This is a genomic window from Aeromicrobium sp., assembly GCF_037719875.1.
GTDB lineage: Bacteria > Actinomycetota > Actinomycetes > Propionibacteriales > Nocardioidaceae > Aeromicrobium.
Genome location: NZ_JBBJMJ010000009.1, coordinates 34,588 through 53,575 on the forward strand (window position 1 = coordinate 34,588; position 18,988 = coordinate 53,575).

Annotated in this window: 21 protein-coding genes; 2 read left to right on the forward strand and 19 right to left on the reverse strand. The window is 66.4% G+C overall.

Going from position 1 to position 18,988, the window contains the following annotated elements; all coding sequences use genetic code 11:
- From WKF39_RS10180 to WKF39_RS10230, 11 genes are all read right to left on the reverse strand, one after another.
- Positions 1-936 carry a F0F1 ATP synthase subunit gamma gene (locus WKF39_RS10180; protein WP_340387979.1) on the reverse strand — a complete coding sequence of 312 codons (936 nt, stop codon included), beginning with the start codon at positions 934-936 and terminating at the stop codon, positions 1-3.
- A 2-nt stretch (positions 937-938) separates the two neighbouring features.
- Positions 939-2,585, reverse strand: a complete 1,647-nt coding sequence (gene atpA / locus WKF39_RS10185) for a F0F1 ATP synthase subunit alpha (RefSeq protein ID WP_340387980.1) — start codon at positions 2,583-2,585, stop codon at positions 939-941.
- A gap of 50 nt (positions 2,586-2,635) precedes the next feature.
- Positions 2,636-3,436: a F0F1 ATP synthase subunit delta gene (locus WKF39_RS10190; protein WP_340387982.1), complete on the reverse strand. Its 801-nt coding sequence runs from the start codon at positions 3,434-3,436 to the stop codon at positions 2,636-2,638.
- Complete coding sequence (locus WKF39_RS10195) at positions 3,436-3,978, reverse strand: F0F1 ATP synthase subunit B (protein ID WP_340387984.1); 543 nt, start codon at positions 3,976-3,978, stop codon at positions 3,436-3,438. The genes WKF39_RS10190 and WKF39_RS10195 overlap by 1 nt, the downstream gene beginning before the upstream one ends.
- Positions 3,979-4,006: 28 nt before the next feature.
- The gene (locus tag WKF39_RS10200; RefSeq protein ID WP_340388150.1) at positions 4,007-4,207 is read right to left on the reverse strand and encodes an ATP synthase F0 subunit C; all 201 of its coding nucleotides are present in this window, start codon (positions 4,205-4,207) and stop codon (positions 4,007-4,009) included.
- Between the two features lie 99 nt (positions 4,208-4,306).
- Positions 4,307-5,107, reverse strand: coding sequence for a F0F1 ATP synthase subunit A (gene atpB / locus WKF39_RS10205; protein ID WP_340387986.1), 801 nt, complete (start codon positions 5,105-5,107; stop codon positions 4,307-4,309).
- 136 nt (positions 5,108-5,243) lie between these two features.
- The gene (locus tag WKF39_RS10210; RefSeq protein ID WP_340387988.1) at positions 5,244-5,645 is read right to left on the reverse strand and encodes a hypothetical protein; all 402 of its coding nucleotides are present in this window, start codon (positions 5,643-5,645) and stop codon (positions 5,244-5,246) included.
- Between the two features lie 28 nt (positions 5,646-5,673).
- Positions 5,674-6,795, reverse strand: a complete 1,122-nt coding sequence (locus WKF39_RS10215; protein ID WP_340387990.1) for an MraY family glycosyltransferase — start codon at positions 6,793-6,795, stop codon at positions 5,674-5,676.
- Positions 6,796-6,883: 88 nt separating this feature from the next.
- Positions 6,884-7,534 (reverse strand): L-threonylcarbamoyladenylate synthase, encoded by a 651-nt coding sequence (locus WKF39_RS10220; RefSeq protein ID WP_340387992.1) that lies wholly within the window; start codon positions 7,532-7,534, stop codon positions 6,884-6,886.
- A 30-nt stretch (positions 7,535-7,564) separates the two neighbouring features.
- Positions 7,565-8,059: a VTT domain-containing protein gene (locus WKF39_RS10225; protein WP_340387994.1), complete on the reverse strand. Its 495-nt coding sequence runs from the start codon at positions 8,057-8,059 to the stop codon at positions 7,565-7,567.
- Positions 8,060-8,117: 58 nt separating this feature from the next.
- Entirely contained in the window at positions 8,118-9,050 is a 933-nt protein-coding gene (locus WKF39_RS10230) for an SCP2 sterol-binding domain-containing protein (protein ID WP_340387996.1), read from the reverse strand.
- 85 nt (positions 9,051-9,135) lie between these two features.
- Here WKF39_RS10230 and WKF39_RS10235 point away from each other — a divergent pair, with 85 nt between their 5' ends.
- Positions 9,136-9,789, forward strand: coding sequence for a helix-turn-helix domain-containing protein (locus WKF39_RS10235; RefSeq protein WP_340387998.1), 654 nt, complete (start codon positions 9,136-9,138; stop codon positions 9,787-9,789).
- On the opposite strand, the gene prmC is transcribed toward WKF39_RS10235, so the two are convergent.
- The 8 genes from prmC to WKF39_RS10275 all read right to left on the reverse strand — a co-directional run bounded on the left by prmC (position 9,776) and on the right by WKF39_RS10275 (position 18,236).
- Positions 9,776-10,621 (reverse strand): peptide chain release factor N(5)-glutamine methyltransferase, encoded by an 846-nt coding sequence (prmC, locus tag WKF39_RS10240; protein WP_340388000.1) that lies wholly within the window; start codon positions 10,619-10,621, stop codon positions 9,776-9,778. The genes WKF39_RS10235 and prmC overlap by 14 nt on opposite strands.
- Entirely contained in the window at positions 10,618-11,697 is a 1,080-nt protein-coding gene (prfA, locus tag WKF39_RS10245; protein WP_340388002.1) for a peptide chain release factor 1, read from the reverse strand. Before prfA ends, prmC begins: the two co-directional genes overlap by 4 nt.
- A gap of 91 nt (positions 11,698-11,788) precedes the next feature.
- A complete protein-coding gene (gene rpmE / locus WKF39_RS10250; protein WP_340388004.1) occupies positions 11,789-12,010 on the reverse strand; it encodes a 50S ribosomal protein L31 in 222 nt (73 codons plus the stop codon).
- Positions 12,011-12,273: 263 nt separating this feature from the next.
- Positions 12,274-12,756: a glutathione peroxidase gene (locus tag WKF39_RS10255; RefSeq protein ID WP_340388006.1), complete on the reverse strand. Its 483-nt coding sequence runs from the start codon at positions 12,754-12,756 to the stop codon at positions 12,274-12,276.
- Positions 12,757-12,858: 102 nt separating this feature from the next.
- Complete coding sequence (gene rho / locus WKF39_RS10260) at positions 12,859-14,769, reverse strand: transcription termination factor Rho (RefSeq protein WP_340388009.1); 1,911 nt, start codon at positions 14,767-14,769, stop codon at positions 12,859-12,861.
- Positions 14,770-14,974: 205 nt separating this feature from the next.
- Positions 14,975-15,862, reverse strand: coding sequence for a homoserine kinase (thrB, locus tag WKF39_RS10265; protein WP_340388011.1), 888 nt, complete (start codon positions 15,860-15,862; stop codon positions 14,975-14,977).
- Positions 15,859-16,923 (reverse strand): threonine synthase, encoded by a 1,065-nt coding sequence (gene thrC / locus WKF39_RS10270; RefSeq protein WP_340388152.1) that lies wholly within the window; start codon positions 16,921-16,923, stop codon positions 15,859-15,861. Before thrC ends, thrB begins: the two co-directional genes overlap by 4 nt.
- Entirely contained in the window at positions 16,917-18,236 is a 1,320-nt protein-coding gene (locus WKF39_RS10275; RefSeq protein WP_340388013.1) for a homoserine dehydrogenase, read from the reverse strand. Before WKF39_RS10275 ends, thrC begins: the two co-directional genes overlap by 7 nt.
- 158 nt (positions 18,237-18,394) lie before the next feature.
- Here WKF39_RS10275 and WKF39_RS10280 point away from each other — a divergent pair, with 158 nt between their 5' ends.
- Positions 18,395-18,898 carry a hypothetical protein gene (locus tag WKF39_RS10280; RefSeq protein WP_340388015.1) on the forward strand — a complete coding sequence of 168 codons (504 nt, stop codon included), beginning with the start codon at positions 18,395-18,397 and terminating at the stop codon, positions 18,896-18,898.
- The last annotated feature ends 90 nt before the right edge of the window (positions 18,899-18,988 follow it).

Below are 18,988 nucleotides of genomic sequence, written 5' to 3' on the forward strand. Positions count from 1 at the left end.
TCACTCACTCCCAGCGGTGGCGTCGGCCAGCGCGTTGGCGCCGCCCACGATCTCGCTGATTTCCTGGGTAATACCCGCCTGGCGGGCCTGGTTGGCGGTCCGTGTGTACTTCTGGATCAGATCTTCGGCGTTGTCCGTCGCGGACTTCATGGCCTTCTGGCGGGCTGCAAGCTCCGAGGCGGACGCCTGCAGCAAACAGTAGTAGATGCGGCTGTGGATGTACTTGGGCAGCAAGGCGTCGAGCACGTCGTGCGCCGAGGGCTCGAACTCGTACAGCGGCAGCACCTCATGATCCTCCGGCGCCTCCGTGCCCTCGATGACCTCCAGCGGCAGCAGTCGGATGACGTCAGGCTCCTGCGACAGCATCGACTTGAACCGGGTGAACACCACGTGCAGCTCATCAACGGCGTGCTCAGGGTTGACGTCTTCATCGTCGTCGTCATCACCGATGTTGAAGGCCTTGACGAGGACGTTGCCGATCTCGCGGGCGTCGGCATACTCAGGCTTGTCCGAGAAGCCGGTCCACGACTCGATGAACTCGCGCTGACGGAAGTTGTAGTAGGCCTCCGCCTTGCGTCCGGCGAGGTAGAGGTCGACCTCCTTGCCGTCGCCGTGAAGCTTCTCCACGAGTCGCTCCGCCTCCTTCATGACCGAGGCGGAGTAGGCCCCGGCCAGACCGCGGTCGCTCGCAATGACCAGCACCGCCGCCCGCTTGGGATCTTCCTTCTCGGTCGTCAACGGGTGGTCGACGTTGGAGAAGGTCGCGACGGCCGACACGGCGCGCGTGAGCTCACGGGCGTACGGCGCTGCCGCCGCGGCTCGCTGCTGCGCCTTGATGATGCGCGACGCAGCGATCAGCTCCATGGCGCGCGTGATCTTCTTGATCCCCTGCGTGGATCTGATCTTCGCGCGTAGCTCGCGTACCGATGCTGCCATCGTCAGCCCCGCTTCTGCTTGACGATCTGCTCCTGCTCGACGTCCTCGTCGGCCAGAGCCTCGTGCTCCTCGTGGCCGGCCTTGACGTTGACCTGGCTGCCGTCGCCGGTCTCGAACTGCTCGACGAACGACTCATAGGCACCCTCGAGCGCCTGCTCGTTGTCATCCTCGAACTTCCCGGACTCGCGGATGGCCGACAGGATGCCCTCGTGCGAACGCTTGAGATAGTCCAGGAACTCGGACTCGAAGCGGCTGATGTCCTCGACCGGCACCGGGTCGAGCTTGCCCGTCGTCGCGGCCCAGATCGACACGACCTGGTGCTCGACCGGGAACGGTGCGTACTGGCCCTGCTTGAACAGCTCCATGATGCGCTGACCGCGTGCGAGCTGCTGCTTGGACGCTGCGTCGAGGTCCGAGGCGAACATCGCGAACGCCTCCATCGCGCGATACTGCGCGAGCTCGACCTTGAGCGAACCGGTGACGGCCTTCATCGACTTCTGCATCGCCGCGCCACCGACGCGTGACACCGAGATGCCGACGTCGACCGCGGGACGCTGGTTGGCGTTGAACAGGTCGGACTGCAAGAAGATCTGACCGTCCGTGATCGAGATGACGTTGGTCGGGATGTATGCCGACACGTCGTTGGCCTTGGTCTCGATGATCGGCAGGCCCGTCATCGAGCCGGCGCCGAGGTCGTCGCTCAGCTTGGCGCAACGCTCGAGCAACCGCGAGTGCAGGTAGAACACGTCGCCCGGGTATGCCTCGCGGCCCGGCGGGCGGCGGAGCAGCAGTGACACGGCGCGATAGGCCTCGGCCTGCTTGGACAGGTCGTCAAAGATGATCAGCACGTGCTTGCCGGCGTACATCCACTCCTGGCCGATGGCCGAGCCGGTGTAGGGCGCGAGGTACTTGAAGCCCGCCGAGTCCGATGCCGGAGCAGCCACGATCGTGGTGTACTCCAGCGCACCGGCCTCTTCGAGCGCGCCGCGCACAGCGGCGATCGTCGAGCCCTTCTGGCCGATCGCGACATAGATGCAGCGGACCTGCTTGTCCGGATCGCCCGAGTCCCAGAAGTCCTTCTGGTTGATGATCGTGTCGATCGCGATCGCGGTCTTGCCGGTCTGGCGGTCACCGATGATCAGCTGGCGCTGGCCGCGGCCGATCGGGGTGAGCGAGTCGATCGACTTGAGGCCGGTCATGAGGGGCTCGTGCACGCTCTTGCGCTGCATGACGTTGGGGGCCTGGAGCTCGAGCGCGCGACGCTTGTCGGTCTTGATCTCGCCGAGTCCGTCGATCGGGGCGCCGAGCGGATCGACCACGCGACCGAGGTAGGCGTCACCCACGGGGACCGAGAGGACCTCGCCCGTACGGCGAACCTGCTGGCCCTCTTCGATGCCGGAGAACTCACCGAGGATGACGACGCCGATCTCGCGGACGTCGAGGTTGAGCGCGAGGCCGAGCGTGCCGTCCTCGAACTCGAGGAGCTCGTTTGCCATTGCCGAGGGGAGACCCTCGACGCGCGCGATGCCGTCACCAGCCTCGGCGACGATGCCGACCTCTTCGGTCGCAGCGGCGCTCGGCTTGTAGTCGGCCACGAACTTCTGCAATGCGTCGCGGATCTCGTCCGGACGGATCGTGAGTTCCGCCATAATGTGCCTGCCTTCTTGGATGTGAAAAAGTGCGGTCGGTGAGAGTGGTTCTAGCCTGCAAGACGCCGGCGGGCGACTTCGAGACGAGTGGACATGGAGCCGTCGACGACCTCGTCACCGACGGAGACGGTGATGCCTCCGACGATCGAGGGATCAACGACGATGTTGAGATGGACGTCCCGTCCGTACTTGCCGGCAAGCGCCTTGGCCAGCCGGGTCTTCTCGGCTGCGCTGAGCTCGTAGGCGACCCGCACCTCGGCCAGCAACCGGCTGCGGCGAGCAGCGGCGGTGTCACCGAACGAGGACAGGACCTTCTCGAATGAGCCGGTGCGTGCCGCGGCGGCCTGGTTGGCGAGCGCCAGCGTGGCCGGCGACACCTTGCCGTCGAGCAAGGAGGCCAGCAGGCCGGCCTTGGCATCAGCGGGGATCGCTCGGTCGGACACGACTCGGCGCAGCTCGGCGTCCGAGCGCACGAGACGCTCGATCTCGAACAGCTCGGTCTCGAGAGCGTCGAGCTTGCCGGCAGCATCGGCCGCGGCGACCTCGGCGGCCACTCCCGCAGTCTCGAGTCCGTCGGTCAGGTCACGCATCGAGGCCCAGCGCCCGCTGACGGCGGTGCTGAGCACCTTCAGCGTGTCCTTGCCGACCTTCTGGCCGAAGACCTGCTCCGCCAGTCCCACCTTGGCCGAGGCCTCGGTGGACGGGTCGGTCAGCACCCTGCGCAGGGCCGGAGCACTGTCCAGTGTCGACACGACACCGAACAGCTCGGTCCCGAGGTCGCTGGACGAGCGCTTCGCCGCATCGACTGCGGCGAGTACGTCGGCCAGGGACTTCGCTGAAATGCCTCGCATCAGTTGGCCGACTCCTCGAGCTCGGCGATGAAGCGCTCGACCGTGCGCTTCTGGCGCGCATCGTCATCGAGGGCCTCGCCCACGATGCGACCCGCCAGCTGCGTCGCCATCGAGCCGACCTCGCCCTTGAGCTGGGCGAGGACCTGAGAACGCTCGGCCTCGACCTGCGCATGCGCCGTCGAGGTGATGCGCTCCGCCTCGGCCTGCGCCTGGGCGCGGAGCTCGGCGATGATCTGTGCGCCCTGCTCCTTGGCTTCCTCACGGATCGCCGCGGCCTCACTGCGAGCCCCGGCGAGCTGCTCGGTGTACTTGTCGAGCGCCTCCTTGGCTTCCTTCTGGGCAGCCTGTGCTTCCTCGATGCCGCCCTCGATCGCGGCTGTGCGATCGGCGTAGGCCTTTTCGAACATCGGCACGACGATCTTCCAGATCAACAGGAAGAGCAGAGCGAAGAAGACCAAGCCGATGATGATCTCCGCCGTGTGCGGAATCAGAGGATTGAGCTCCTCTGTCTCCTCGGCCGCCGCGAGACGTGTCGTGATCATAGGTGCGCCTTCTGTCGAGAGATCGGAATCAGGTGTTGGTCGACTTGAGGACGAACGCCAGGGCGAGCCCGATGATGAAGAACTGCTCCGCGAGAACGAAGCCAAGGATCGCGATCTGGCGCAACTTGGCCTCAGCCTCGGGCTGACGCGCGACACCGGTGACGAACGCGGCGAAAATCAAGCCAACGCCGATACCGGGGCCGATCGCGGCGAGGCCGAGACCGACCATGTTCAGTGTGCCGATGGACTCCACGGCATTTCCTTTCGTTGTGACGCTCAGGTGAGCATCGCTATTGGGGCGGTGCGTATGAAGTTGTGGGCTGGGGACTCAGTGCTCGTCGGCGATCGCTTCGCTGATGTACATCGAGGTGAGGAGGGTGAAGACGTACGCCTGGAGGAACATCACGAGTATTTCCAGGAAGCTGATGGCAATGGCCAGGACTACTGAGAAGACGCCTGCGACCTTGTTGAGGAGCGGGTCGGAGTGCAGCAGGAGGTATTCGCCACCGAGGGCGAACAAGATCACGAGCAGGTGGCCGGCGAACATCGTCGCGAACAGACGAAGCGTCAGTGTGATGGGTCGCAGGATGATGTTGGACAGGAATTCCAGTGGCACCAGCAGTGGCAGGATCCACCAGTCCATGCCGGGCGGCACCGTTTCATGCTTCAGGTAGCCGAAGAAGCCCTTCTTGGCGATGCCCGCGCCGTTGTAGACCAGCCAGGCCAAGACCGCGATCCCCAAGGGATAACCGATGTGCGACATCGACGGGAACTGGACCGCCGGGATGATCCCATAGAAGTTGTTGACCAGCACGAAGAGAAACAGAGAGAACAGGAAGGGGACGAACTTCTTGAAGTCCTGCGACCCGATGTTCTCCCGTGCGATGCCGTTGCGGACGAAGCCGTAGACGAGCTCCCCCGCGAACTGCATGCGCCCCGGCACCACGGCAGCGGGACGAGCCATCGAATAGAACAGCCCGACGATGAGAAGAGTCGACAACGCGACTAGAAGCATCGGCTTCGTGACGCCGAGCTCGCCGATGTGGAAGATCGCCGGAAGATCGAAATCGGCGGGACCAGGGCTGGGCGGCTCCGCCGAAGCGGCGAACGTGGTCAAGGCGAGTGTCACTCGGTCACCTTCGGGTCATGGCGTGGTCGCCCGCGACTTTCGTCGATCAGGCATACGGCCAGCGTCATTGTCGGCGATTCCTACGGCCCGGAGGCTCCGGAGGATGTTCGCTGCTCCAGAGGTTATCAGGGGAACCTCAGTCGCTGTCACCCAGGTCATAGGTGGGCACACGCTCACGACGGAACGCCCGGATTTGCAGCAGCGTCCAAGAGAGCGACGCTGCGATGGCGGCAATGCCGAACCAGGCCGAGTCGACGTGCGTGGCCACTCCCCCGACGTCGAAAAGGAGCACAAGGACGATCAGCATCGCGACGGCCTTGGTCGTGAAGAAGGCCAGGGCGACCGGAAGCGACAGTGCCGCGCTGGCCTTGACGAGAGGGCTGAGGACGACGGGAGTCGAGCCGAGGAACAAGATGACCACCAAGCCGCCTATGACCGCCCCGATCACGCCGTCCCCGCCCGTGGCGATGCCCGCCGCAGCGGCGATGACGGCGGTGATCGCCAGCACGGGCAGGAGAACAGGACGCAGCGCACTCATGCCGGTCCCAGGATGATTCGCTCGTTCTTCATGACCAGACCTTCTCTTCGAGCTTGGGCAGCAGGAACACCGCTGCGATGGTGATGACCGTCAGGGCGCCGAAGCCCACGATCGACTGCCAGCCGCTGAACAGGCTGATGACGACACTGCCGAATGCAACGAGTGCCGCGAAGGCATACATCAGCAGGACGGCGCGGCGGTGCGAATGACCGATCTCGAGCAGCCGGTGGTGAATGTGCATCTTGTCCGGGCTGAACGGCGAACGGCCGGCCCGGGTGCGTCGCACGACCGCCAGCGCGAGGTCGACGAACGGCACCAGCAGGATCGCGAACGGCAAGATCAACGGGAGCAACGCCGGGAGGAAGCTGTTCTGCGCTCCCCCGATGCCTTCGGAGATGCTGGTCGCCGGGAACTGGCCGGTCAGGCTGATCGACGAGCAGGCCAATACGAAGCCGATCAGCATCGACCCGGAATCGCCGATGAACATGCGCGCCGGGAAAAAGTTGTGCGGCAGGATGCCGATGCAGGCCCCCGCGAGAGCCGCGGTCAGCAGTGCGGCCGCGATGGCACGCGTCTCACCGTTCTCGACCGCGAGCACGAATGCGTAGGCGAAGAAGGCCACCGCACCGATCGCGACCATGCCGGCCGCGAGCCCGTCGAGCCCGTCGACGAAGTTGACCGCGTTGGCCGTGCCGACGATCAGCACGACCGTGAAGATCATGGCCTGGACCTGGTCGAGGCCGATGTAGTTGCCGTAGAGCGGGAGGTAGACGAACTGCACGCCCTGGGCGACCACGATGATGCCGGCCAGCACCTGCCCCGCAAACTTGCTCAAGGCGTCTAGCTCATAGAGGTCGTCGACGACGCCGACCAGGCAGATGACCGCGCCACCGAGGATGACTGCCCGGGCGTCCTTGAACACCCCGTCATCGGCCATCGAGAGGAACGGCAGGTTGGTCGCGACGAGGTAGGCGGCGATCAGCCCGCCCAGCATCGCGGGCCCGCCGAAGTAGGGCGTCGGGATGGCGTGGACGTCGCGGTCGCGCACGCGTGCAACGGCTCCGAAGCGGTAGGCCAGCATGCGGGCGATCGACGCGAGCAGATAGGTCACGCCCAGGGCGATGCCGAACACGACCAGGTATTCCCTCATGCCGCCACCTCCACCAAAGACCCACGATACGGAGGTGACGGCCTGAGCCCTGCCTCATGATTCGTTCGCTGACGCTCACTCATGGGCATTAGTCGGCGTCCTCGGGAGGTTCGATCGTGTTGTTGTAGGCGTGCAGCTGCTCGATCGAGATCGACCCGGCCCGCAGGACACGAGGTGTCGAGCCGGTCGCATCGAGGATCGTGGATGGAAGGCCCGACGTGCTGGGGCCGCCGTCGAGGTAGACCGCGACCCGGCCGCCCAGCATGTCCTCGGCGTCGTCGACGGTCAGCGCTGCCGGATCACCCGTGGTGTTGGCACTGCTGACCGCGAGCGGCCCGGTCTGCTTGAGCAGCGCCAGCGCGCGCCGGTCGTCGGGCATACGGACTGCGACGGTGTTGTGCGTCTCGCCCAGATCCCACGTCAGCGAGGGCTGCTGGCTGCAGATCACGGTGAGCGGCCCTGGCCAGAATGCCTCGACGGTCGAGCGGAGCCACGCCGGTATGTCGATTGCCAGCGCATCGAGCGTCGTCGGGGCCCCGACGAGCACCGGCGGCGGCATGTGCCGCCCGCGCCCCTTGGCATTGAGGAGATTCTGCACGGCCTTGGGACTGAACGCATCGGCGGCGATGCCATAGACCGTGTCGGTGGGGAGGACGACGAGCTTGCCCTCCTCGAGGGCCGCCTGGGCGGCGAGGAGACCACGGTCGAACTCCTCGTCCACGCTGCAGTCGAACTTCACCCGGTCATCCTAGGAGGTCGTGGCACGAGGTCAGAACCAGCTGACCTCGTGGAGCAGGAATGCGATCGCGAGGAACTGGATCATCCGGCCCACGAACACCATCGTGAGGAACAGCCATTGGGGCTGCCGCGATGCACCCGCCACGATCGTCACGATGGCAAGCGGCGGGATCCCTACGAGCGATGACACGAACGCCGTGAGGGCTCCTGCGTAGGGCCGGTCGAGCAGCCCGAGCAGCCAGTCGCTGATCCTGCGGATCCAGGCGAAGAAGGCGTTGCGGGGCGGTTTGCGCTCGGCCGAGCGGATCTTGCGGCTGCCCTTGCGGGCGAGCTGGAAGACGAATGCCTTGCCGATCGTGGTCGCGATGACGAGGGACACGATGATCAGGACCACGCTGAGCTGGCTGTCGACCTTGAGCCCGATCGCGACCACGTAGGCCTCGGCGTTGATGAAGATCGGCAGCAGCGCCGAGCCGATGCCCCAGGCGAACGCACCCAGCAGCTGAAGAATCAGGTCGCCGCCCATAAGATCACACACCCTATCCGCGAGGACAGGGTGTCAACGCACCACCTCGACCGGCTGGTCAGCCTTTTGCGGAAGGGATGCGCACGGCCGAGCTCAAGGCCAGTGCCGCGCTCAAGTCGCCCTTGACCCTCAGTGACCCCTTCATGAAGGCGATCGTCGGATTGAGGTTGCCGGTCGCGAGCTTGAGGAACTCCGCGCCACCCAGGGCGATCGTGACCGATCGCCGCCCCTCTCCGGCGGGCGTCACGGTGCATGCACCGCGGTCGATCTCGACGAGGTAGCGATCGTCCTCGGCAGGGCCGCCACCGATCTTGAAGCACGCCGCCACCCGCAGCTTGGCCGAGCGCTTCTCGTCGAGGTATTCGGGGAACCGGCGAAAGATCTCCCCGAGGACGACCGGACGGAAACCGCCACTCATGATCTCTCGCAGGTGTGCGTCCTTGGTACGCGAGATGACACCGGCCACCTCCACAGCGTCGAGGGCCGTCGGATCGACCGCAACGCCTTGGCTGCCCGGCACCCGGAAGACACCACCCACCTGGATGGCGAGAGCCTCATCGCCGACCACTCGGATGTCGCCGGCCAGCACAAGCAGGGCGGCGCTCGCGGTTCCCGACAGCAATCGCAGGAACGTGATCGCGTCCGTCGTGATCGTCAGGTCGGGCTCGTCAGGACCCGATGGATCGACAGCGACCGAACCGTCCGCGAACGCCGCGTCATATGACCCGTCGAGACCCTTGCCGCGCCTGACCACGAAGCGCACGATGCCGGAGACCTCGGCCAGCCGCTCGGGGACCGCGAACTCGGCGAACCGGCCGAATCCTGCGTCAAGCGCCGCCTCCCGGATCGGGTCCTGATCGATCAGGGCGCGCAGCTCACGGTCGGGTGTCTCGGCGATCAGGCGGGCAATCTCCTCGGCATCGACACCCGCGAATCGCTCGGCCAGCTCCTCGGGTTCGATACCGTCCAACCATGCGTGAAGATCGCTCATCGCCGCCTCCTAGATTCCTACCGTCAGGTAGGATCGGCATCACCGTAGTGACTGGAGTCGCTCGTGTCAACGAACGGAGAACGCGATGACCGCTCGCGCAGCGGAGTCCCCGGCCGGCAGCCGAGCGGCCCATCTCGGCCCCGAGCTCCGGCGGCCTCTCGTCCTCGACGCGGCCCGCGCGGTGTGGATCGAGCGCGGTTACCGCGGCACGACGATGGCACTCATCGCCGCTGAGGCGAAGGTCAGCAAGCCCGTCCTGTATGCCTGCTATGCCGACAAGCACGAGGTCCTCCAAGCGCTGCTCGACCGTGAGGAGAAGCTCCTCATCGCTGCGGCGCAGAGCGCCCTGCCCGACGAGCTCGACGTCGGTGATGTCGAGCTCATGATGACGTCCGCATACGAGGCGTTCTTCACCGCCGCGGTCGACAATCCCGCGTCGTGGCTGGTCGTGTTCGAGGCGCAGCAGCTCATCAACGACGAGATCGCCGAGCGGATCCGCCGCGGTCGCACCCTGGTCGGCAACCAGGTGACGTTCCTCGTCTCGCACTACTTTGCCTCGGTGTCACAGCCTCTTGACGATCGCGAGGCGCAGATGATCGCGGAGAGCCTGCTCGCGCTCGCCGAGACGCACGCTGCGCGGCTGCTACGCCACGGCGACGGCGACAATTGGACGATCACCGAGCTGGCGGCGTCGGTCACCCGGTTCGTGCTGCGCAGCTGGCCGATCAGCGAGGCTTGACCGCGGTCACGTAGCGGGGGCGCTGCGCAAGATCCTGGTGGTCGCGCACGGCGGCCCACCTGTCGCTGAAGACCGCAGGGGCGGACTCGCCCTGCACGTCGGCGTGCTCCGCGCCGACGACTCCCCCCGGCTTCAGCAGTCGCCACGCGGTCTGCTCGACGACGCGCATCGCGTCGAGCCCGTCGTCGCCGGACCACAGGGCCAGCGCCGGGTCGTGGTCTCGGGCCTCCGGCGCGACGCTCTCCCAGGCGTCCAGCGGGATGTAGGGCGGATTGGCGACCACGACGTCGACCGTGCCATCGAGATCGGTGAAGGCATCGGCCATGTCGCCGAGTCTCAGGTCGACCCCGGTGCCGACCAGGTTGCGCTGCGCCCACTCGAAGGCCGACTCGTCGAGCTCGACCGCGTGGACTGTCGCGGCCGGAACCTCGTGGACGATCGACAGCGCGATCGCGCCCGCACCGGCGCACAGCTCGACCACGACCGGTTGGGTCAGTGTCTTGGCATGATCGACGGCCCAGCCAGCCAGGACCTCGGTCTCCGGGCGAGGGACGAACACGCCGGGCCCGACCTCGATGTCGACGTAGCGGAATCCTGTCGAGCCGGTCAGGTGCTGTAACGGGAACCGTCTGGCGCGGGCCCCGACGAGCTCGAGGAATGCGTCTCTTTGATTCCCGTTGGGCTTGGCCCGGCTGATCAAGGACCCGCGGGGGACACCTGTGACGTGGCTCAGCAGCGTTTCGGCGTCGTGGCGGGGCGAGGCGACCCCGGCCACCTGGAGCGTCTCGGTGGCCTCGGCCAGGAGCCGCTCGGCCAGCGAACGTACGGTCACTCGCCGGACTCGACCGCAGCGAGTCGATCGGCCAGCTCGGTGTCGACGAGCGACTTGATGACATCGTCGAGGGCACCGTCCATGACCTGGTCGAGGTTGTAGGCCTTGAATCCTGTGCGGTGGTCGGAGATCCGGTTCTCGGGGAAGTTGTAGGTCCGGATCCGCTCGGAGCGGTCGACCGTACGGATCTGCGACTTGCGGGCATCCGAAGCCTCGGCGTCCGCCGTCGCCTGCGCGGCCTCCAGGAGACGAGCCCGCAGGATGCGCATCGCCTGCTCCTTGTTCTGCAGCTGGCTCTTCTCGTTCTGGCAGCTTGCGACGACGCCGGTCGGCACGTGGGTGATGCGCACCGCCGAGTCCGTCGTGTTGACGCTCTGGCCACCTGGGCCCGAGGACCTGTAGACATCGATGCGCAGATCACTGTCGAGGATCTCGATGTCGATGTCCTCTGCCTCCGCGAGCACGAGCACGCCGGCCGCTGACGTATGGATCCGGCCTTGCGACTCGGTGACCGGCACCCGCTGCACGCGATGCACGCCGCCCTCAAACTTCAGCAGGGCGTGCGGAGCCTCACCCGGCGCCGGTGTGCCCTTGGCCTTGACCGCGAGCGTCACGGACTTGTAGCCGCCGAGCGCCGACTCGGTCGAGTCGAGGATCTCAGTCTTCCAGCCGCGCTGTTCGGCATACCGGGTGTACATCCGGTGCAGGTCACCGGCGAACAGCGCCGACTCCTCGCCGCCCTCACCGCCCTTGATCTCCATCAGCACGTCCTTGGAGTCGGCCGGGTCACGGGGAACCAGGAGCCGCTGCAACCGCTCGCTGAGCTCGTGCAGGCGCGGCTCGAGCGCCTCGATCTCCGCAGCGAACGAGTCGTCGTCGGCCACGAACTCCCGCGCGGCCTGCAAGTCATCGGTGACCTGCTGGAAGTCGCGGTATGTCTTGACGATCGCGGTCAGCTCGGCGTATCGCTGGCCCAGCTTCTTGGCCAGCCCCTGGTCGGAGTGCACCGCGGGATCGGACATGCGGACCTCGAGCTCGGCATGCTCGGCGACGAGCGTGTCGACGGCTTCGAACACGGTGGCTCCTCGGGCTGGGCGGAATCGAGTGCTTCGGACACGACAACGGCACCGACCCGTACGCGATGTACGGGTCGGTGCCGAAGTTGAGCTACTTGCTCTCGGTCGTCTTCTTGGCGTAGCGCTTCTCGAAGCGGGCGACGCGGCCGCCGGTGTCGAGAATCTTCTGCTTGCCGGTGTAGAACGGGTGGCACGCGGCGCACACATCGGCACGGAGGGTGCCGTTGGTGGCGGTGCTGCGGGTCGTGAACGAGTTGCCACAGGTGCAGGTGACCTGAGTCTCGACGTACTCGGGGTGGATGCCTTGCTTCATGATGTCCTCTCGGCGGTCGCTGGGTCGTCTCGCGGGTTGCGATCCGTGAACCAGAACCAAGGATTGATTGTGCCAGTTGTCACCCGTCATAAGGAAATCGGGGCGGGATAAATTCCCCGGGCTGGCCAAGGCCGTACTTACGCTGACGGGTCACTTTTTGCCCTTTGACGGGTCAGTTCCTGCCCCAACTCTCGGCACTCTTGTGACCCGTCACCGGGCAACAAGTGACCCGTCAGCTGGCCCTGCGCTTCGCGCGGGCCTCCTCAGGCGGGCAGGAGCTTTTCGATGTCGCCCTTGATCTTGTCCGGTGAGGTCGTCGAGCCATAGCGCTTGATGACATTGCCATCGGAGTCGATCAGGAACTTGGTGAAGTTCCACTTGATCTTGCTGGGACCGAGACCACCCTTCTCCTTCTTGAGCCACTTGTAGAGCGGGTGGGCGCCGTCGCCGTTGACCTCGATCTCGGAGAAGAGCGGGAAGGTGACTCCGTAGTTCTTCTCGCAAAAAGTCGCGGTGTCATCGTCCGAGTCCGGATTCTGATGACCGAACTGGTCGCACGGGAAGCCGAGGACCACGAGTCCCCTGTCGACGTACTCCTGATAGACCTGCTCGAGGCCCTTGAGCTGAGGGGTGAAGCCGCACTGTGTGGCGGTGTTGACGACGAGCAGGACCTTGCCCTGGTAGTCGGCGAGGAGCTGCTCCGAGCCGTCGATCGCGGTGGCGGAGAAGTCATAGGCGGTTGTCATGACCCCAGACTAGGGCTGAGCCTCAACCCCGGCTCGGCGAAGCGGTCCACAAACGCCACGAGCCCGGCCCCTTCGCGGGGCCGGGCTCGTGGCATCGGTCGATCAGCTGTCGCCGTTGGGCGCGGTCTGCGGCAGCGTCTTGTTGATCTGCATCAGGAACTCGACATTGCTCGTGGTTTTCTTGAGCTTGTCGAGGATCAGCTCGAGGCCCTGCTGGCCTTCCAGGCCCGACAGCACCCTTCGCAGCTTCCAGACCACGGCGAGCTCGTCCTTGCCCATCAGCAGCTCTTCGCGACGCGTGCTCGAGGCATCCACGTCGACCGCCGGGAAGATCCGCTTGTCGGCGAAGTCGCGGCGCAGGCGGAGCTCCCAGTTGCCGGTGCCCTTGAACTCCTCGAAGATCACTTCGTCCATGCGCGAGCCGGTCTCGACGAGCGCTGTGGCGAGGATCGTCAGCGAGCCACCGTCCTCGATGTTGCGCGCGGCGCCGAAGAACTTCTTGGGCGGGTAGAGCGCCGACGAGTCGACACCGCCGGACATGATGCGCCCGCTGGTCGGGGCGGCGAGGTTGTAGGCACGGCCGAGGCGCGTGATGCCGTCAAGCAACAGCACGACGTCGTGACCCAGCTCGACGAGGCGCTTGGCGCGCTCGATCGCCAGCTCGGCGACTGTCGTGTGGTCGGTCGCCGGACGGTCGAACGTCGAGGCGATGACCTCACCTTTGACGGTCCGCTGGAAGTCAGTCACCTCTTCGGGACGCTCGTCGACCAGGACGATCATCAGGTGGCACTCGGGGTTGTTCTCGGTGATGGCGTTGGCGACCTGCTGCATGATCATGGTCTTGCCGGCCTTGGGCGGCGAGACGATGAGTCCGCGCTGGCCCTTGCCAATTGGAGCAACCAGGTCGATGACGCGGCCGGTCAGCCCGCTGGCCTCGCCCTCGAGGCGCAGGCGCTCCGACGGGTAGAGCGGCGTGAGCTTGGCGAACTCAACCCGCTTGATGCTGTCCTCGACAGTCATCCCGTTGACCGACTCGATCTTGACCATCGGGTTGAACTTTTCCTTGCGCTCGCCCTCGCGGGGCTGGCGCACCTGGCCGAGAACCGCATCGCCGCGACGAAGCCCCCACTTGCGGACCATCGAGAGCGAGACGTAGACGTCGTTCTCGCTCGGCAGATAACCCGTCGTACGTACGAATGCGTAGTTGTCGAGGATGTCGAGGATGCCAGCCGCGGGCACCAGGACATCGTCCTCGGTGTAGGTCGTGTCGACGTCGACACCGCCCCGTCCGCCACCGGCGTTGCGGTTGCGCCCCCGACGGTTGCGACGTCGGCCGTTGCCGAAGTCGTCATCGTCCTCGAGGGGGGCCCCACCGCCGGAATTCTGGTTGCGATTGCCGGCCTGGCCCTGGTTGCGACCGTTGCCTCCGCCGTCTTCGGCGTTGCGGTTCTGGTTGCGATTGTTTCCGCCGCCGCCGTCATTGTTGCGGTTCTGGTTGCGGTTGTTGCCGCCGCCGTCGTTGCGGTTCCGATTGCGGTTGCGGTTGCCGGAGTCCTCGTCAGACGAGTCCTCACCCTTGGGCTCTGCCTTGGGCTCGACCTTGTCGACCTTGTCGGCCGTGTCTGGGTTGTCGGCCTTGGGCTCTGTCTTGTCGGCCTTGCCGGCCTTGTTGCCGCGTGCTGTTCTGGGCTCGGCCTTGGCCGGCGCCTTCGTGGCGGGCTGCTCGCTCTTGGCTGCCGCGACATCGCCCTTGCTGGTGTCGACCTTGCTGGGTGCCGCGGCGGCGACTGCGGCCTTGGTGGACGTGCCGGCGTCACCTCGAGCGATCTTGATCGCGTCGATCAACGCGCCCTTGCGCATCTTGGCAGCACCGTCGATGCCGAGCTCTCCGGCGATGTCCTGGAGCTCAGCGAGCACCTTGCCTCCCAGGCCTCCCCCGGTCTTGCGGGGGGCGGCGGCCACGGCGTCTGCGGCAGGTGCGGAGGATTCAGGTGTGATGGTGGTTTCAGTCACGTAGGTTCCTTTGGATGGGGCCACAAGGCCTCATGTCCGGAGATCCGGATCGCATGATGGCTTGCCCGTATCCGACGGGCGACTTGAATGGCTCTGCGACTTGCGTGTCACTGTCGGGGAGTTTGAAAACTCGACTCCGACTCATTCACTGTAACACCATGGGGTCGCCCAGCATTTCTGCTGGGTTCGTGTTGCGGCACGGCGTTCAGCGGACCAGCGCGCCCTCGACATCGACCGCCAGCTCGTGCACGGCCCAGCCCTGCGGAGCACGCTCGGCAATGCCTCTGGCGAACGACAGCACGGTCGGCCCGGCTCCCGAGATGATCGTCGGAATCCCCTCCACCCGCAGCTGTCGCAGCAGCTTGTATGACTCCGGCATCGCGCCGGCTCGATAGGACTGATGGATCCGGTCCTCGGTGGCCGAGATGAGGTGCTCCGGTGCCACAGTCAGCGCCGCGATGAGCAGCGCCGCGCGGCCGGCATTGAGTGCGGCATCGCGGTGGGGGACGGTCTCGGGGAGCAAACCACGCGCCCGCTCGGTTGATACCGCTTCAGGCGGCACGAAGACCGTCGTCTCGACCGTGGTCTCGAGCCGCTGCATTTCGGCCGCGGCCCCGTCGATCCAGGCGATCGTCAACCCGCCGAACATCGCGGCGGCGACGTTGTCAGGATGGCCCTCCAGATCGACCGCGAGCTGAAAGGCCGCCCGGTCGTCAAGCCGATCGGCGCCGCCGTCGACCAGCGCGCGGGCGAGCACGATGCCACCCACGATCGCCGCCGCCGACGAGCCGAGGCCCCGGCCGTGCGGGATCGCGTTGACGCAGGTCAGCCTCAAGCCGGCGGGGCGCTCCCCCAGCAGGTCGAATGTCGCGTTCATGGCCCTGACGACCAGGTGGTCACCGGACCTCGGGACGTCCTCGGCGCCTTCCCCCGTGACCGTGATCTCCAGACGCTCGTCACCCTTCGACTCGAGTACCTCGGCAGTCAGGTCGTCGTGAAGCGACAGGGCCAGGCCGAGGGCATCGAAGCCCGGGCCGAGGTTGGCGCTGGAGGCCGGCGTCCGCACGGAGACCGGGCCGACCACGAACGTCATACGAGCCCGGCGACCTCGGCCGCCGCGTGGACGTCGACGTCGATGGCCGAGTCGACGATCGAATCGACTCCCGAGAGTGCGGTCTCGGTGTCCTTGAGCCCGTGCCCCGTCACCGTGATGGCGATCGTCAACCCTGGCTCGACGACGCCGGCGGACTTGAGCAGCCCGGCAACCCCGGCCGCAGATGCCGGCTCGACAAAGACACCGTCACGCGAGGCCAGCTCACGCTGGGCGCTGAGGATCTCCTGGTCCGTCACGGCCTCGATCCGGCCGAGGGAGTCGTCGCGCGCGGTCACCGCGAGCTGCCACGAGGCTGGGTTGCCGACGCGGATCGCGGTCGCGAGGGTCTCGGGGTGCTCGACCGGGTGGCCCAGCACGATCGGCGCGGCACCCTCGGCCTGGAAACCCCACATCGAGGGCGTCTTCTGAGCGAGTCCGGCCTCGGCGTACTCCTGGTAGCCCAGCCAGTAGGCCGAGATGTTGCCGGCGTTGCCGACCGGGAGGACATGTAGGTCAGGCGCCTTGCCCAAGGCGTCGACGATCTCGAACGCCGCGGTCTTCTGACCCTGCAGCCGTACGGGGTTGACCGAATTGACCAGGGCCACGGGGTATTGGTCGGCGAGGTCACGGGCGACCTGAAGACACTGGTCGAATCCACCGTTGACCTGGATGACAGTGGCGCCGTGCATGACGGCCTGCGCCATCTTGCCCGCGGCGATCTTGCCGTGCGGGACCAGGACTATCGGGGTCAGCCCGGCCCGCGAGGCGTATGCCGTCATGGATGCGGACGTGTTGCCGGTCGAGGCGCACACGACGGCCTTGGCGCCTTCGCCGGCCGCCACCGAGATCGCGGCAGTCATGCCGCGGTCCTTGAAGGATCCGGTCGGGTTGTCTCCCTCGACCTTGAGCCAGACCTCGCCGCGAACGATGCCGGAGAGCCACGCGGAGTGGACGAGCGGTGTGCCACCCTCACCGAGGGTGATCACCGGGGTCTCGGGGGTGACCGGGAGCCACTCGCGGTACTCCTCGATCACTCCGCGCCAGAGATGAGCCATCAGGATCCTCCCTCGACGCGCATCACTGAGGTGACGTCGCGCACCATGTCGAGCCCACGGAGCGATGCCACGGTTGCCGACAATGCGGCGTCGTCGGCCTCGTGAGTCACGATCACGAGCTGGGCGTCCGAACCGCTGCCCTCCTGGCGCACCGTCCGGATCGAGACGTCGAACGCCGCGAACTGCTGCGCCACCGAAGCCAGCACGCCCGCTCGATCATCGACGTCGATCGACACGTGGTAGCGGGTGCGGGCCCGACCCATGTCAAGCACCTCGAGCTGCGCGTGGGTCGATTCGCCGGGCCCGAAGACGCTGCTGCGACGGTTACGGGCCACCGACACGACGTCTCCGAGGACCGCGCTCGCGGTCGGGGCGCCGCCCGCTCCGGGGCCGTAGAACATCAGTTGACCGGCTGACTCGCTCTCGACGAAGACCGCGTTGTAGGCGCCGCGGACACTCGCCAGCGGGTGTGACAGCGGGATCATCGCGGGATGGACCCGGGCAGAGACAGCAGGTCCGTCAGGCGTTTCGTGCTTCTCGCAGATCGCCAGGAGCTTGACGACGCACCCCATCTCCTCGGCGGAGCGTACGTCCGCGGCCGTCACGTCAGTGATGCCCTCACGATGTACGTCGCCGATCGTCACCCGGGTATGGAATGCGAGCCCGGCCAGGATCGCGGCCTTGGATGCCGCGTCGAAGCCCTCGATGTCAGCGGTCGGGTCGGCCTCGGCATAGCCGAGCCGCTGGGCTTCGTCGAGCGCCTCAGAGAACCCTTGTCCCGTCGTGGTCATGGCGTCGAGGATGAAGTTGGTCGTGCCGTTGACGATGCCGAGCACCCGCTGCACACGGTCGCCCGCGAGCGACTCGCGCAGCGGCCGTACGATTGGGATCGCGCCGGCAACGGCGGCCTCGAAGTAGAGGTCGCGCTCGGCCTTCTGGGCCGCCTCGAACAGTGTGGCGCCGTCCTCGGCCAGCAGGGCTTTGTTGGCCGTGACGACGGAGGCGCCGTTATCGAGCGCGGCGAGGATCAGCTCGCGAGCCGGTTCGATGCCACCGATCACCTCGATCACGACGTCGATGTCGCCGCGGCCGACCAGGCCCGCGGCGTCGGTCGTGAACAGCTCGGCCGGGACGTCGAGGTCGCGCTCACGGCCCAGCCGGCGTACGGCAATGCCTGCCAGCTCGAGCGGCGCACCCACCCGCTGCGCAAGCTCATCCGCGTCCCGCGTGAGCAGCCGGGCGACTTCGGTGCCGACGACCCCGCAGCCCAACAGGGCAACGCGGAGCGGACGACCGGGGGACCACAAGGATGCACTCACCGGTCAAGGGTATCGGCGACGGCTACCTGGGGCGTGACATGGTTGGTCGAGAAGCCCATAGCCCAGCTGTGCGTTGCTCGTTGAGTACATGACGGGATGCGCACCGTGCCGCCCCGGAGAGGTAGACCGTGCACCTGACCCGCCCTTCTCGTCATCAGGTGATCCTGACCGTGTTGTTCGGCGGTGCCGCAATTCTGCTGGTGGTCGCTCTGATCCTGTGGCGCCAGAGCTCAAGTTCCGAGGCCGAGTCCGGCGACGCGTTGGGATCGCAGTTCGAAGACCCGTTGGGCAGCGCCCTGAGCCTGCCCGAAACCTCGCTGCCCAGCCGCGAGCAGAAGGCTGCGCTGAAGAAGATGCTCGGAGGATCTCTGACGGTGTCCAACGGGCTGGGCGCCAAGCACCGGGTCAGGGTCGAGGCGACCTCTGACGGCTCGTCGTATCTGGGATTTCTCTACCGCGATGGTGCTGGGGCCGGCGTGGTCTTCAGGCCAGGCGGATTCTCGACGACGAGGACCGTACGCGGGGAGCTGCCAGCTGCCAAGCTCGCGGTGCAGGTCATGCCCGACGCCAGTTTCGCAACATGCACGATCTATATCGACGGCAAGAGAGCCGATCGCCGCACCGCGACCCGACGAGGCGACATCGTGGTGTGCCTGGCCTGAGCCCACACATGCTGCTAGTTGGTCGGGTCGGGGTCCCCTGTGCAACCGGAAGTGCAGTTGAGATCAAGCCTTGGGCCGGTTCGGATGGCC